We start from the raw sequence: 13,573 nt of genomic DNA, 5'->3' as shown, positions 1-13,573 counted from the left end.
ACTCCCTGTGGTTATGAGTCCCTGCTTTCGCAGGGACGACAGCTGAATTCGTAGCGATATCGACCGCTCAATTCGCCTTGGCCGGCTTCCGCTCCGTGAACGGCGACAGCACCACCGTCGCCACCATGAAGATCACGGACGCGCCGAACACCCAATGCGGCGCGCTTTGATCCATGATCCAGCCGAACAGCAGCGGTGAGACGATGCCGCCGAGATTGAAGCCGGTGGAGACGATGCCGAAGGCGCGCCCCGCAGCGCCGGCAGGCGCTGCATTGCGCACCAGCATGTCGCGCGAGGGGGCAATCACGCCGGAGAGAAAGCCCGCGGCGGTCATGGTTGCGGTCAAGGCCCAGCCCGGCAGCGTCACCAGTGCGATCAGCAGCACGATCGCCGCGTTCGCGGCAAAGCAGGCGGCGGCGACATAGCCGTGGCGCTCGGTATGATCGGCGAGGAAACCGCCGGCGAGCACGCCGGCGGCGCTGGCGCCGAGGAACGCGGTCAGTGCGACATTGGCGATCGAGTAGGAAGTGCCGTAGCCGCTCATCAGCGCGACCACGCCGAAATTGTTGATGCCGGCCACCGACAGGCTCAGCAGCATGAACAGCGCGGTCAGCGTGACCAGCGCCGGGGTGATGACGGCCTGCCTTGGTGCGCTCTCGTTGCCCGGCTTCTTCTTGTGGGCGCCGGCCTCGGGAATGTTCATCGCCACCAGCAGCAGCGCCACCAGGATGGCGATGGCACCGGAAGCGATCAGCGCGCCGACACCGCCCGAGACCGTGACCAGCGCGGCCACGATCGCCGGCGTCACCGCGCCGCCGAGATAGCCGGCAAAGGTGTGGATCGAGAAGGCGCGGCCCATCCGGGCCTCGTCCATATGCTCGGCGAGGATCGCATAGTCCGCGGGGTGATAGACGCTGTTGGCGAGGCCGAGCAGCACGGCGCAGGCGATCAGCGAAGCGTAGCTGAGATGCAGGCCGAGCAGGATCAGCGCGCAGCCGCCGAGCGCGAGACCGATCAGCAGGATTTTGCGCGCGCCAAAATGATCGACGAGATAGCCGGTCGGGGCCTGCGTCAGGCCCGAGACGACGGCAAGCGTGGTCAGCGAGAAGCCGAGCTCGACATAGCCGACGCCGAGCTTGTCCTTCAGGAACGGGAACAGCATCGGCAGGACCAGCAGATGGAAATGGCTGACCCAATGCGCGATCGAGATTCCGGTCAGCGTGCGCAGCGCGCTGTCCGCCTTGCCTTGCTGCGGTGCGGCGAGAACGTCGACCATTAGCGATCCATTTCACTCCCCAAGAGGCGCGAAAACTATCGGGGAGAGCGGTTATTTGTCCATGAACGCAGGCGCATGGCAGCTAGTGCAGGCGGACGTGAGGGGCGTTGAGGCACCTCCGCGCGGTCGTTCAGCGGGGTTTGGGGCGACACCCTCACAACGGCTCGTCATCCGGACCATAGCGGTCGCGTTTGGGCGTTGCGATGTCGCCGTCCTCGTAGTCCTCGTCATCGGTGGCGCGTGGAGGCGGAGGTTTCTTCGCCTTGTCGTCCGCCTGCTTGAGAGGCTCGTTCGGTTTGCCGATCTTGGCCATGGCTGGTCCCGGATGGTGATGCTGCACCCGATCCTACCCCGGACATATGGGCGATTCCTGACCTGGCGCAAGAATCGCAAATCGGGGATGACGCCACTCGGTCAGTGCACGAGCGGCCCGCCTGCCTTCTTCCAGGCATCCACGCCGCCCGCGATATGTGCCGTGTTGGTGAGCCCGGCCTCCTTGGCGGCGGCCACCGCCATCGCCGAGCGCTCGCCGAAAGCGCAGAAGAACACGATGCGCCGGCCGGTGGCCGCTGCGACCTCGCGCAGCATGCCGCCCGGCTTGAGGCTCTCCTCGATGGACGGATAGGGCGTATGCAGCGAACCCTCGAGCATGCCGTGCTTGGCTCGCTCGTTGGCTTCGCGCAGATCGACCAGCAGGATGTCGGGCCGGCCGAGCGCGCGGATCGCCTCGGCGGCGCTGAGCGCGCGGCCCTCCTTCTCCAACTCCTCCTGATGCAGGCCGACCCGCATGTTGGCGGGCACCGCCACATCCATCATCTTCGGATTGGGCAGCTTCAGATTGGCCATCAGCTCGATATATTCGTCGACCGAGCGCACCTGCAGCCGCGGATTGTAGCGCTTCTCCTCGCCGATGGTGGAGACGGTGTCGCCCTTGTAGTCGTGCGCCGGGAACACCATCGTCTCGTCCGGCAGCTTGAGCAGCCGGTTGAAGATCGAATCGTACTGTGCGCGTGAAGAACCGTTCTGGAAATCGGTGCGGCCGGTGCCGCGGATCAGAAGCGTGTCGCCGGTGAAAACACGATCGCCCATCAGATAGGAATAGGAATCGTCGGTGTGGCCGGGCGTGTACATCACGTCGAGCGACAGGCCCTCGATCGTCACCTTGTCGCCGTCGGCGACCCGCATCGCCACCACGTCGGCCTTGGTCTGGTCGCCCATCACGGTCATGCAATGGGTGCGGTCGCGCAGCTCACCGAGGCCGGTGACGTGATCAGCATGCAGATGGGTGTCGACCGCCTTGACCAGCTTGAGGTCGAGCTCGCGCAGCAGCTGGCAGTAGCGGTCGACCTTCTCCAGCACGGGATCCAGGATCAGTGCCTCGCCGCCGGGGCGGCTGGCGAGCAGATAGCTGTAGGTGCCCGAAACGCTGTCGAAAAGCTGGCGAAAGATCATGGCAGGACCCGGCTTGGAACTGACTTCGAGGATTCTACTACGTTAGGGACAAAAAGGAGAAGCAATTCACTGTGTGGACAAGAGATTTTAGAAGGTTTTTATTGCCCGGGCGCCGCCCTGCCCACCACCGTCATCGCCCGGCTTCACCGGGCGATCCAGCATTCCACCGACGTTCGTGAGATACGGAGAGGCCGCGGCGTCCTGGATTCCCCGCCTTCGCGGGGAATGACACTGAGGGTGGCGCGAGAGCGCGCTTACGCCCCTACGGCCGCACCAATGTGTAGCCGTTCTCCGCCAGGAACAGGATCTGTCAGACGCCCACCTGTACCGGTGTTGCCGCCGGAATGAAGTCCGGCCGCGTGCCCGTCTCGCGCTCGATCGTCTCCACCGTGTTGAGGCAGATGTCGAAACGCACGCCTTGCGCGATCAGGCTTTCGACCTGCTTGCGACGCTCGCTGCCGGACAGCAAGAGGTCGATGCCGGGACCGAACGCCACCACTTCGATCGCGATCTTGTCGGGAGCGTAGGCCTTCAGAAGGTTGTTGGCGACGCTCAGCACCAGCGCCTGCTTCTTGGCATCGCCGTCGGAGAGTTGCAGCACGATCTTGTGCTCGGCGAACGGCTTGTCCTGCAGCGGCACCTGTTGCGCCGACGCGGTTGGGACCGCGCCCCGGAGCAGCGGCGCCAGCAGCAGCGCGGATAAGATCTGCCTCCGCGTCATCCCGGTCCCGCAATGCCTGGATTGTCCTCGACGCCCCTGAGCGTCACGCCGGAGCCGAGCCGCTCCGGAAACATCCGGCCCGAGCGCAGATATTTGCCGACGACGTCCCACACGGGCGCGCCTTGCTGGCCATTGACTGAAGCCCAGCCTGCGACCTTGTAGCGGTGGCTGGCGCTGAGCGCCTTGCCGCTATCGAGCTTCAATTCCGAGATGCGGCTGCCGATCGTCTCTGCCGGCGTGCAAGTGTAGCTGAGCCCCCCGGCGCGCACCATGTCGCCGCCCTGCTGGTAATAGGGATCGGCATTGAAGAGGTTGTCGCAGACGTCTTCCAGCACGTCCTTGATCTGGGCTCCCGTCATCTCCTGCACATAGGTCTCGGGATAGGTGATCGCAGTCTCCGCGAGCAGATCCTCCATGGTCAGCGCCTGGCCGGACAGCGCGGTGACGCCCCAGCGAAATCCCGGCGACAGCGCGATCTCGGTGTCGAGCTCGGTGCGGAGCGCGGTGCAGATCAGCTCATCGACCGGTCCGGAGAAATTGCCGCGGCGATAGAGCAGGCGGTCGGGCGTCGCGATCTTCTCCGACCAGTCGGAGACGTGCGGCGCACGGACCCGGCCGATCAGCTCGGCCATGGCGGGATCCGGCTTCAGCAGCTCGGAGTAAACCGGCAGCAGATGATAATGAACGTCGCCGACCTTGCCCTTCTCGATCGCGAGATCGAGCACGGCGAGGAATTTTCCGTTGGAGCCGGCATTGGTGACGAGCGTGGTGCCGCCGGCGTTCTTCACAGCAATCGGCTGCGGCACGGCATCATGGGTATGGCCGCCGAGGATGACGTCGATGCCGGTGACGCGGCTGGCGAGCTTGAGGTCGACATCCATGCCGTTGTGCGACAGCAGGATGACGGCATCGACCTTGTCGGTGCCGCGCAGGGCATCGACATGCTTCTGCAATTCCTCCTCGCGGATGCCGAAGGTCCAGTCCGGCGTGAACCGCTTGGGGTGCGCGATCGGCACGTAAGGGAAGGCCTGGCCGATGATCGCGACCCGATGGCTGCCGATCTCCTTGACGACAGACGGCTTGAATACGCGCCCCGTGGTCTTGTCGAAGGCGGGGGCGTCGTTGAAGGCGGCTTCCTCGGTCAGGAAGACGTTCTGCGCCAGGAACTCGCCCTTGAAGTGCTCGAGATTATCGCGCAGCACCTGCTCGCCATAGGTGAATTCCCAATGCCCGGTCATCGCCTCGATGCCGAGCAGATTGGCGACCTCGACCATGTCGCGGCCCTGCATGACGTTGGCAAGCCCGGTGCCCTGCCAGAGATCGCCGCCATCGAGGAGGAGCGAACGCCTCTCCCCGACATCGGCGCGCAAGCGGTCGACCAGCGTCTTCAGATGGGCAAAGCCGCCGAGCTTGCCGAACCGGCCTGCGGACTTCTCGAACTCGACGCAGGTGAAGGCATAGGCATCGGCGCTGTCGGAACGGATGCCGAAACGTTCGAGGAAAGCGCGGCCGACGAGATGCGGCGGCCGTCCGGCCATCTCGCCGATGCCGATATTGACGCTGGGCTCGCGGAAATAAACCGGGTTGAGCTGCGCATGCGTGTCGGTGATGTGCAGGATGCGCGCATTGCCGAACCGCTCGAGGTCGTAAATGCTCGCGGTCTCGGTGCCGCGCGCAAGCCGCGGCAGACTGAGCGATGCGGCGGCAAGGCCTGCAGATTTCAGGAAATCGCGGCGGCGGATCGCCATCCAAATATTCTCCGCGCCTCAATGATAGCGAGACTGTTCCAGGGAAGGCCCAGTCTAGCGGATTTCCATCGCCTTCCAGGCTTCTTTTTCAGACCTCGCCTGGAAGATCGACGCCCTTGCCAGCGCCTCGGCCTCCTTGGCTGCGGCAATGGCGCGGTCGAAATCGCCGCCATCGGCCGCCTTCTTCGCCGCCGCCAGCGCGGAGACGGTCACGGTCCATTGGTTGCGCAGGCCGGCAGCCTCCTTGGACGCGGCTTCGGCGGCGGTGTAGGCCGCCTTGAAGTCTGCTTCGGTCGCCGCGCGGGCCGTGGTCACGAGGCCGAGCGCGAGCAGCATGGCGAGAGGAAGTGTCCGCTTCATGGCCGCGCTCCCGGGCCCGAGATCGGCAGGCCGTTGGCGACATAGGACAGGAAATATTCGACGTCGCGATATTCGTCCGATTGCGGCTCTAGCGGAACCGCGCGGGTCTGGCTGTTGCAGGTGACGAAGCGGCGGCTGGTCGTGCCCATGCCGCTCCATTCGGAGCGGTAGATCGGCATCGCGTTCAGGATGCCGAGCGCCGGCGCCAGGGTCTCGGCGCGGATGCGCTCGCCCGGGCTCTGCACATGGCAGCTCGCGCAGGAGAAATTCAGCTGGCCGCGGCGGGTATAGAAATAGCGCTTGCCGTTCTCGAAGGCCTCAAGCGCGCGCGGATCATCGGGGATCTTGATGTCCATCAGCTTGCCGCGCGACGTGTAGGCCATGTAGGCGGTCAGCGAGGCCATCTCGTCCTTGACGTAGGAGTAGGGCGCTTCCCCGTTGGCCTCGCGGCAGCGGTTGAGCGCGAGCTCCAGCGTGACGACCTTGCCTTCAGCAGTATCGAAATAGGGATAGTTCTGGCGGATGCCGATGCCGCCGTTCGGGAAGCAGTCGGCATAGGTCTTGCCGTTCTTGAACGGCGTCGCGAACATCTCCTTGCCGGCATCGAGCGCGAACTCGTAAGGCGGGAATTCTTCCTTCTCCTGCCACTGCCGCTTCATGTCGGCATTCATGGAATACGGACCGTTGACGAAGTCCTCGTGCTTCACGTCCGGAAATTTCTGGAAGAAGAAGTTCTGGAACGCCTTGGCATCAGTGACGGGATCGATCTTGTCGGCTGCGACCACGCGAGGTGCGGTGAGGGCGAACGCGACGAGCGCGGCGCTGAGCGAGCCAAGCAGGAGGGCAGACCGGGTCTTCATCAGGCGATCTTCGCGGTGGTCGTATCCGACGCGCCCTTGTTGTCGGTCCAGGAAATCTTGAGCTCGTCGCCCTTCTTGGCGCCCTTGAAGCTGAATTTGACATAAGGGTCCTTGGAGACCGCGGTGCCCCAATCGGCGACGAAAACGTCCTTGCCGTTACATTCGAACTTCAGCTGCTGGATGTAGTGCGCCGGGATCAACTCGCCGTTGGGATTCTTGACCAGGCCGGTGTCCATGGGGTGCTGGATCAGCGCCTGCACCTCGGTGATGTCGCCGTTGGACGTTGCGCGCACGCGAATGCTTGATGCCATCGGACCGATCCTCCTAGCCGCCGCAGCCGCCGACGGTGACCTTCACTTCCTTGGTCGCGCTGTAGAGCTTGCCGTCAGCCTCGACGATGGCGACTAGGTTGGTGGTCTTGGCCATTTTCAGCCGGTTGGCGACGGCCGGGATCGTGCCGTCGGCGATCCGGTAGGACGCTGCGAGCGCGAACGGGTTCTCGGCCACGAAGAACGAGATCGAGGTCACCTTGTCGAGCGTCGTCGTCACCGAGACCGGCACGACGCCGCCGTTCTCGGCGATCTCGGGCGCATCGAGCTTGACCTTGTCGGACGGCTCGGCGGTCTTGCCATAGAGCGCCTTGATGGCGTCGGCTTCGCTCTTCTGCTTGAAGGCCTCTTCCGGATATTTGTCGTTGGCCGCGGCGCGCGCCGGCGCGGCTGCGAACGGCAGGTTGCCAAGGCCGAGCAGTGCGACGCAGGCCGCGCCCTGAAGGATCAGGCGCCTTGTCGCAAGCGGGCCGGTGGTCGTGGTCATCTCGGGTCTCCTGGCAGCCGGCCGTTACAGCGTCTGCAGGAAATCAACGATCGCGCTGATCTCCTGTTCGGTCAAAATCCGGTTCCGGCCGAACGGCGGCATCATGGTTTGCGGGTTGCGCTTGGTCTCGTCGAAGATGATCGCAGTGAGCTCGTTGCGATCGGGGTATTTGGCCTTGAGGTCCTTCAGTTCCGGACCGATCGTTCCCGGCAGGTCACCGCCCTGGATGACGTGGCAGGTCAGGCAATTGCCCTTGCCGCGGTCGAAAGCGAGCTTTCGGCCGTCGGCGACAGCGGATTGCGCCTGTGCCGGAGCCGCGCCGACGAAGAGGGCCAGCGCCAGCAGGATGGCAGGCTTGCAGGGAAAGGCGGTCAAGGCATCGTCCCGGGCGTTATGTCGATGATCTCGTTCGCGGAAATATAGGGGTTCAAAAGCACAAAGGGCATCGCCTGACAATCAAGACTATGCACGCAGCAAAATGGAGTTAATATCCTTCCCTATCACAACCGATGAGATAGTTCGTTCATCCAATTGGCTGGCACTAGCAGATTATTCTAGGGCGTTTGGCCCTTGCGGCCTCCCGTTCCGCTTCACGTATTCTGGGGACTTCGCTTGGCTGAATATGTCGTCGAATTTGGCAAGGATGGCGGACGGGTCGAGCCGGACGGGCGGCTCGATGCGCCGGCGTTCCACCGCAATCACGAGCCGATCTGGGCAGCGCTGGAGAAGCACCTTGCCGGCTGGACCGGCAACGTGGTCGAGCTCGGCAGCGGAACCGGCCAGCACGTGGTTCATTTCGCCCGCCACACGCCGTCCCTGATCTGGTGGCCGAGCGACCTCAATCAGCGCCACCTCAAGAGCATCGAGGCCTGGCGCGTGCATGCCGGCCTGCCGAACGTTCGCTCACCCTTGCGGATCGACCTCACCGATCCCGACTGGTGTCCGGAGATGAAGAGCGGGCAGGGGCCGACAAATCTTGCGGCCGTGTTCTGCGCCAATGTCATCCACATCGCGCCCTGGGCGGTGGCGGAGGGCCTGTTCGCCGGCGCCGGCCGCTATCTGCGCGCCGACGGCAAGCTGTTCCTCTACGGTCCCTTCAAGCGCGACGGCAAGCACACCGCGCTCAGCAATGCGGTGTTCGACACCTCCTTGCGCGAAGGCAATCCCGAATGGGGCGTGCGCGATGTCGTCGACGTCGAGAAGCTGGCGAAGGCGGTCGGCCTCGGCCTCGCCGACACGATCGAGATGCCCGCGAACAACCTGACGCTGGTGTTTTCGCGCTAGCTACGAAGGCGGTGCGCTCCCTCCCCCGCCTGCGGGCGAGGCAAGAGCCGACTGTGGCGACCAATCTGTAAAGTCGCCTCACGCCTCGCCATCCCTCCAGCCGATCTTCTCCTTCAGGAACCGGAAGCCGAGCACCTCGAAGCCGGCGCGCTCCTTGTTGTCCTTGCCATAGCCGTGACCGCCGGCGGCCGGCTCGTAGAACCAGGCCTCATAGCCCATCGCCTGCAGCTTCGCCGCCATCTTGCGCGCGTGGCCGGGATGGACGCGGTCGTCGCGCCGCGTGGTGGCGATCAGAATCGGCGGATAGGGCTGGCCGGCTTTTGCGTTGTGATAGGCGGAGTAGGTCTTCAGCCACTCCCACTCCTCGGGCTTGTCGGGGTCGCCATATTCCGCGATCCAGCTCGCGCCCGCGAGCAGCTTGGTGTAGCGGCGCATGTCGATCAGCGGGATGGTGCAGAACAGCGCGCCGAAGCGCTCGGGGTAGCGCACCAGCATGTTGGTGATGAGGATGCCGCCGTTCGAGCCGCCCTGCGCGGCGATGCGCTTCGCGCGCGTCACGCCGCGTCGCACGAGATCGGCCGCAACCGCGGCAAAATCGTCATGCGATAATTTCTTGCCGGCGAGGCGCCCGGCATCGTGCCAGCGCGTGCCGAACTCGCCGCCGCCACGCAAATTCGCCTGCACCGTGGTGCCGCCGCGCTCTAGCCAGAGCGTCCCGAGCGAGGAATTGTAGTACGGCTTCACCGCAAGAGCGAAGCCGCCATAGGCGCTCATATAGACCGGTGCATCGCCGGTCTCGTGCGCGGGGCCGGTCTGCACATAGGGAATGCGCTCGCCGTCGACGGAGATCGCCTCGTGCTGCGTCACTCTGAGGCCGTCGGCAATGAAGGTCTTCGGCGCCTGCTTCAGCACGGTCGGGCTCGCGACGCCCCGCTCGATCAGAAGCAGCGATGGCGGGGTGAGCGGATCCTGCACATTGGCGAGCAGGTCGCCGTTGCTCTCGCTAGGATGGCGATCGAGCGTCCAGACGTCGACGACGCCGATGTCCGGCAGGCCGGACAGCATCTCGCGCTTCCAGCCGGCCGCCGACGGCGTGCAGATCTCAAAGCGTGGGCGCAGCTCGTCGAGGATCGACAGCACGAGCTTGCCCGCCGCCCAGAACAGGCCCTGCAAGGCGCGCCGCGGTGCCGGCTCGAACAGCACGGCAAAGTCGCGGCTGCCCTTCAGGAACGCCGACAGCGAGATGCCGAGCACGGTATCGGTGGCATAGGTCCGCCCGCCGGCCGTCCAATCCTTGCGCAGCTTCATCGCGAACCAGTCGCCATGGGCCTGCAGCCAGATGCCGGTCGGCAGATCGAGCTTCGTCATCGCGCCCGCCGCATCGCGCAGCGAGATCGCGTGGTTGAAGAAGTCGATCTGGTCGACGAGCCAGACCCGCGGCTGAGATCCGGTGTCGTCGCTCATGCCATAGATCACCATGTGATCGGCGGTGGTCTCGGCGATGACCTCGGCCTGATCGACCGGCTGGCCGCGCCGCCACAGCCGAACCGTCCGCGCATAACCCGAGCTCGTCGCCACGTCCTCGCCATGGGCGCTCGACAGCAGCAGGGTGTCGGCATCGAGCCAGTCGACGCCGCCTTTCGCTTCCGGCAGCGTGAAGCCGTCAACGACGAAGCGCTTCGTCTTCGTGTCGAATTCCCGCAGCGTCACCGCATCGCTGCCGCCGCGCGACAGGCTCAGGATCACGCGTGAGCTTCCAGGCCTGCTGGCGATCCCGCCGAGCAGCCAGTCCTCGTTCTCGTCGCGCGCGAGCTGATCGATGTCGAGCATGATCTCCCACGCTGGAGTGGCTTTGCGAAACTCCGCCATCGTTGTTCGCCGCCACAGGCCGCGCGGGTTGGCGGCGTCCTTCCAGAGATTGTGCAGCTCGGAGCCGCGCCGGCTGACATAGGGAATGTTGTCGGGGCGGTCGTAGATCGCGGTAAGGAGATCGCGGTCGTGCTCGAAGGCCTTGCCGCCGAACGCGCTGAGCGTCAGGCTGTTCTGGCGCTCGACGAAATCGAGCGCCTGCTTGCCTTCGATCTCCTCCAGCCACAGAAAGGGATCGTCGTCGGGAGCTTGAAGCGTGGGCCGGTCGTCGACGGACATGAACAACTCCTGATGAACGAAACGCCCCGAGATCGCCGCGGATAGGATTTGATCGAGCGCAAGCCGTCAAGGCCACGACCCGCTATCATCCCAGCGATTGCGTCACAGGCATGGCCCGCGCCCGTTTGCGCCGGTTGCCCGTCCTTCCGCACCTCTCCATAGTGCCGCGAATCAACATAGCCCTCGAAAGTCCCTTTGGGGCGGAAATACCGATGCTGGACGTGACGACAGCCAATGAGATCGCCGACGACGCCCGCGTGCGTGCCAATGTGGTGCGCCTGGCCGCGGCCCAGGCGCTGACTGGCGCCAACTCGGCCGTGATCTTCGCCACCGGCGCGATCGTCGGCGCCACGCTCGCGCCCGAGATGTCGTTCGCGACTGTGCCGATCTCGATGTATGTGGTCGGGCTTGCCGCCGGCACGCTGCCGACCGGCGCGATCTCGCGCCGTTTCGGCCGCCGCGTGGCCTTCGTCATCGGCACCGGCCTCGGTGCGCTCACGGGTCTGCTCGGCTCGTTCGCGATCCTGCACGGCTCGTTCGCGCTGTTCTGCATCGCGACCTTTCTCGGCGGCCTCTATGGCTCCGTCGCGCAATCCTATCGTTTCGCTGCCGCCGACGGCGCCAGCGCGGCCTACCGGCCCAAGGCGGTGTCCTGGGTGATGGCGGGCGGCGTCTTCGCCGGCGTGCTTGGTCCGCAGCTCGTGCAATGGACTATGGATGTCTGGCAGCCTTATCTGTTCGCCTTCAGCTTCCTGGTGCAGGCCGCGGTGGCGCTGGTGGCGATGGGCATCGTTGCCGGTGTCGACATGCCGAAACCGGCGCCGGCCGATCTGCATGGCGGCCGGCCGCTGCTCACCATCGTGACCCAGCCGCGCTTCATCGCGGCGGCGCTGTGCGGCGTCATCTCCTATCCCATGATGAACCTGGTGATGACCTCGGCGCCGCTCGCCATGAAGATGTGCGGCCTGTCGGTGTCCGATTCCAATTTCGGCATTCAATGGCACATCGTCGCGATGTACGGGCCGAGCTTCTTCACCGGCGCGCTGATCGCCCGCTTCGGTGCCCCGAAGATCGTCGCCGCCGGCCTGCTGCTGGAAGCCGGCGCCGCCAGCATCGGCCTCTCCGGTCTCACCGCGATGCATTTCTGGGCCACGCTGATCGTGCTCGGCGTGGGGTGGAATTTCTCCTTCATCGGCGCCTCCGCGCTGGTGCTGGAGACGCATCGCCCGCAGGAGCGCAACAAGGTGCAGGCCTTCAACGACTTCCTGGTGTTCGGCATGATGGCGATCGGCTCGTTCTCCTCCGGCCAGTTGCTCGCCAATTACGGCTGGTCGGCGGTGAACCTGGTGGTGTTCCCGCCGGTCGTTCTCGGCCTCGTCGTGCTCTCGCTGGTCTCCTGGGCCCGTCGCCGCAAGGCGCAGCTGGAGGCGGCAATGGGCGAGTTCCCGGACGCGGTCTAGATTGGCAGGAGGCCGTCAGCAGCGTCGATAGTTCGATCCAGGTCGAAGTGATTTTCGGGACCAGCGTTGTTACATGATGCCCGTCATGAACAGGCGGGCGCCAAGCAACGCGCTCGCGGGGGATGCGAAGGAGAAGCGCAAATGCTCGACAACCCCCATCATCTGGCTCCCACCGACGAAGCCTCCTTCCGCTATGAAGGCTGGCGCATCGTTGCGGTCTGCTTCCTGCTTGCGACCTTCGGCTGGGGGCTCGGCTTCTACGGCCAGAGCGTCTATGTCGCCGAGCTCCAGCGCGCGCGCGGCTGGCCGACCACGCTGATCTCCGCCGGCACGACGTTCTTCTACCTGTTCGGCGCGCTGCTCGTCGTCTTCGTCGGCGAGGCCGTGCGCAAATACGGCCCGCGCCTCAGCCTCATCGCCGGCACGCTGGCGATGGCGGCGGCGGCGGTTGCGATCGGCGCGGTGCGCGAGCCCTGGCAGCTCTATCTCGCCGATGCCGTGCTCGCCTTCGGCTGGGCCGGCACCAGTCTTGCCATGATCACCAACACGATCAGCCTGTGGTTCGACCACAAGCGCGGCATGGCGATCAGCCTCGCGCTCAACGGCGCCAGCTTTGGCGGCATCGCCGGCGTGCCGCTGCTGGTGACGCTGATCGGCCATGTTGGCTTTGCCAGCGCGATGTACATCGCCGCCGGGGCCATGCTGGCGTTGCTGCTGCCGGTGATCCTTCTCGTCGTCGGCCGGCCGCCCGAACACCATGGCTGGCACGCGGCGGCGAAGGCGAAGCCGCAATCAGCGACGGAGATCCGCGCCTGGGCGCTGCGCGATGTTGGCTTCCTCACGGTGACCATTGCGTTTGCTTTGGTGCTGTTCGCGCAGGTCGGCTTCATCGTGCACCTGATCTCGTTCCTCGATCCCGTGATCGGCCGCGAGCGCGCCGCGGTCGCCGTCGCGGTGCTGACCGCGATGGCGGTGGTCGGCCGCGTGCTGTGCTCGCTGGTGATCGACCGTCTCAACCAGCGGCTGGCCTCCGCGCTGTCGTTCCTCAGCCAGGCCGCGGCGCTGCTGGTCGTCGTCAACCTGCATAACGACTACGTGCTGATCGCGGCCTGCGCGGTGTTCGGCTTCTCGGTCGGCAACCTCATCACGCTGCCGTCGCTGATCGTGCAGCAGGAATTCGACAGTGCTGCGTTCGGCGTGCTGATCAGCCTCAACACCGCGATCAACCAGGTCACCTACGCCTTCGGCCCCGGCGTGGTCGGGGCCCTGCGCGATTGGTCCGGCGGCTATTCGCTGCCGTTCTATCTCTGCATCGCGCTCGAGGTGGCGGCGGCTGCGTTGATCCTGGTGCGTGGGAAAAGGCTTCGTAGGGCGGATTAGCGAAGCGTAATCCGCCAACTTCGCCCCGTTCTTGCGGAGACATGGTGGGTTACGGCTTCGCCTAACCC

General features: G+C 65.2%; 14 protein-coding genes. 3 read left to right on the top strand and 11 right to left on the bottom strand.

Annotated features, from left to right (window positions below; genetic code table 11):
- Positions 1-67: 67 nt before the first annotated feature.
- The 10 genes from P6U31_RS35015 to soxX form a co-directional block, all read right to left on the bottom strand.
- Complete coding sequence (locus P6U31_RS35015; RefSeq protein ID WP_407186146.1) at positions 68-1,276, bottom strand: MFS transporter; 1,209 nt, start codon at positions 1,274-1,276, stop codon at positions 68-70.
- A 154-nt stretch (positions 1,277-1,430) separates the two neighbouring features.
- The gene (locus P6U31_RS35010) at positions 1,431-1,589 is read right to left on the bottom strand and encodes a hypothetical protein (protein ID WP_407186145.1); all 159 of its coding nucleotides are present in this window, start codon (positions 1,587-1,589) and stop codon (positions 1,431-1,433) included.
- Positions 1,590-1,690: 101 nt separating this feature from the next.
- The gene (locus P6U31_RS35005) at positions 1,691-2,728 is read right to left on the bottom strand and encodes an MBL fold metallo-hydrolase (protein ID WP_407186144.1); all 1,038 of its coding nucleotides are present in this window, start codon (positions 2,726-2,728) and stop codon (positions 1,691-1,693) included.
- 310 nt (positions 2,729-3,038) lie between these two features.
- On the bottom strand, positions 3,039-3,449 hold the full coding sequence (locus P6U31_RS35000; protein WP_407186143.1) for a hypothetical protein: 411 nt from the start codon (positions 3,447-3,449) through the stop codon (positions 3,039-3,041).
- Positions 3,446-5,197, bottom strand: a complete 1,752-nt coding sequence (gene soxB, locus P6U31_RS34995; protein ID WP_407186142.1) for a thiosulfohydrolase SoxB — start codon at positions 5,195-5,197, stop codon at positions 3,446-3,448. The genes P6U31_RS35000 and soxB overlap by 4 nt, the downstream gene beginning before the upstream one ends.
- Positions 5,198-5,251: 54 nt before the next feature.
- Positions 5,252-5,557 carry a hypothetical protein gene (locus P6U31_RS34990; RefSeq protein ID WP_407186141.1) on the bottom strand — a complete coding sequence of 102 codons (306 nt, stop codon included), beginning with the start codon at positions 5,555-5,557 and terminating at the stop codon, positions 5,252-5,254.
- Positions 5,554-6,417 carry a sulfur oxidation c-type cytochrome SoxA gene (gene soxA / locus P6U31_RS34985; RefSeq protein WP_407186140.1) on the bottom strand — a complete coding sequence of 288 codons (864 nt, stop codon included), beginning with the start codon at positions 6,415-6,417 and terminating at the stop codon, positions 5,554-5,556. The genes P6U31_RS34990 and soxA overlap by 4 nt, the downstream gene beginning before the upstream one ends.
- Complete coding sequence (gene soxZ / locus P6U31_RS34980; RefSeq protein WP_317241519.1) at positions 6,417-6,728, bottom strand: thiosulfate oxidation carrier complex protein SoxZ; 312 nt, start codon at positions 6,726-6,728, stop codon at positions 6,417-6,419. The genes soxA and soxZ overlap by 1 nt, the downstream gene beginning before the upstream one ends.
- A 13-nt stretch (positions 6,729-6,741) precedes the next feature.
- A complete protein-coding gene (gene soxY, locus P6U31_RS34975; RefSeq protein WP_407186139.1) occupies positions 6,742-7,233 on the bottom strand; it encodes a thiosulfate oxidation carrier protein SoxY in 492 nt (163 codons plus the stop codon).
- 24 nt (positions 7,234-7,257) lie between these two features.
- Positions 7,258-7,608 carry a sulfur oxidation c-type cytochrome SoxX gene (gene soxX / locus P6U31_RS34970; protein WP_407186138.1) on the bottom strand — a complete coding sequence of 117 codons (351 nt, stop codon included), beginning with the start codon at positions 7,606-7,608 and terminating at the stop codon, positions 7,258-7,260.
- 237 nt (positions 7,609-7,845) lie between these two features.
- On the opposite strand from soxX, the gene P6U31_RS34965 reads away from it, so the two are divergent.
- Entirely contained in the window at positions 7,846-8,517 is a 672-nt protein-coding gene (locus P6U31_RS34965) for a DUF938 domain-containing protein (RefSeq protein WP_407186137.1), read from the top strand.
- A 78-nt stretch (positions 8,518-8,595) separates the two neighbouring features.
- On the opposite strand, the gene P6U31_RS34960 is transcribed toward P6U31_RS34965, so the two are convergent.
- Positions 8,596-10,665 (bottom strand): prolyl oligopeptidase family serine peptidase, encoded by a 2,070-nt coding sequence (locus tag P6U31_RS34960; protein ID WP_407186136.1) that lies wholly within the window; start codon positions 10,663-10,665, stop codon positions 8,596-8,598.
- A gap of 212 nt (positions 10,666-10,877) precedes the next feature.
- Here P6U31_RS34960 and P6U31_RS34955 point away from each other — a divergent pair, with 212 nt between their 5' ends.
- Together P6U31_RS34955 and P6U31_RS34950 are read left to right on the top strand one after the other, a co-directional pair.
- Positions 10,878-12,125, top strand: a complete 1,248-nt coding sequence (locus P6U31_RS34955) for an MFS transporter (RefSeq protein WP_407186135.1) — start codon at positions 10,878-10,880, stop codon at positions 12,123-12,125.
- Between the two features lie 141 nt (positions 12,126-12,266).
- Complete coding sequence (locus tag P6U31_RS34950) at positions 12,267-13,505, top strand: MFS transporter (protein ID WP_407186134.1); 1,239 nt, start codon at positions 12,267-12,269, stop codon at positions 13,503-13,505.
- Positions 13,506-13,573: the final 68 nt, after the last annotated feature.

Source organism: Bradyrhizobium centrosematis (genome assembly GCF_045571495.1).
In the GTDB taxonomy this organism is placed as follows: Bacteria; Pseudomonadota; Alphaproteobacteria; order Rhizobiales; family Xanthobacteraceae; genus Bradyrhizobium; species Bradyrhizobium centrosematis.
This window is presented reverse-complemented; position numbering and strand designations above follow the sequence as displayed.

Coding starts and splice junctions, on each gene's coding strand:
- soxY (WP_407186139.1), bottom strand. CDS start 7,233: ATGACCACGACCACCGGCCCGCTTGCGACAAGGCGCCTGATCCTTCAG.
- soxB (WP_407186142.1), bottom strand. CDS start 5,197: ATGGCGATCCGCCGCCGCGATTTCCTGAAATCTGCAGGCCTTGCCGCC.
- P6U31_RS34955 (WP_407186135.1), top strand. CDS start 10,878: ATGCTGGACGTGACGACAGCCAATGAGATCGCCGACGACGCCCGCGTG.
- P6U31_RS35005 (WP_407186144.1), bottom strand. CDS start 2,728: ATGATCTTTCGCCAGCTTTTCGACAGCGTTTCGGGCACCTACAGCTAT.
- soxA (WP_407186140.1), bottom strand. CDS start 6,417: ATGAAGACCCGGTCTGCCCTCCTGCTTGGCTCGCTCAGCGCCGCGCTC.
- soxZ (WP_317241519.1), bottom strand. CDS start 6,728: ATGGCATCAAGCATTCGCGTGCGCGCAACGTCCAACGGCGACATCACC.
- P6U31_RS34990 (WP_407186141.1), bottom strand. CDS start 5,557: ATGAAGCGGACACTTCCTCTCGCCATGCTGCTCGCGCTCGGCCTCGTG.
- P6U31_RS35010 (WP_407186145.1), bottom strand. CDS start 1,589: ATGGCCAAGATCGGCAAACCGAACGAGCCTCTCAAGCAGGCGGACGAC.
- P6U31_RS35015 (WP_407186146.1), bottom strand. CDS start 1,276: ATGGTCGACGTTCTCGCCGCACCGCAGCAAGGCAAGGCGGACAGCGCG.
- P6U31_RS34950 (WP_407186134.1), top strand. CDS start 12,267: ATGCTCGACAACCCCCATCATCTGGCTCCCACCGACGAAGCCTCCTTC.
- P6U31_RS35000 (WP_407186143.1), bottom strand. CDS start 3,449: ATGACGCGGAGGCAGATCTTATCCGCGCTGCTGCTGGCGCCGCTGCTC.
- P6U31_RS34960 (WP_407186136.1), bottom strand. CDS start 10,665: ATGTCCGTCGACGACCGGCCCACGCTTCAAGCTCCCGACGACGATCCC.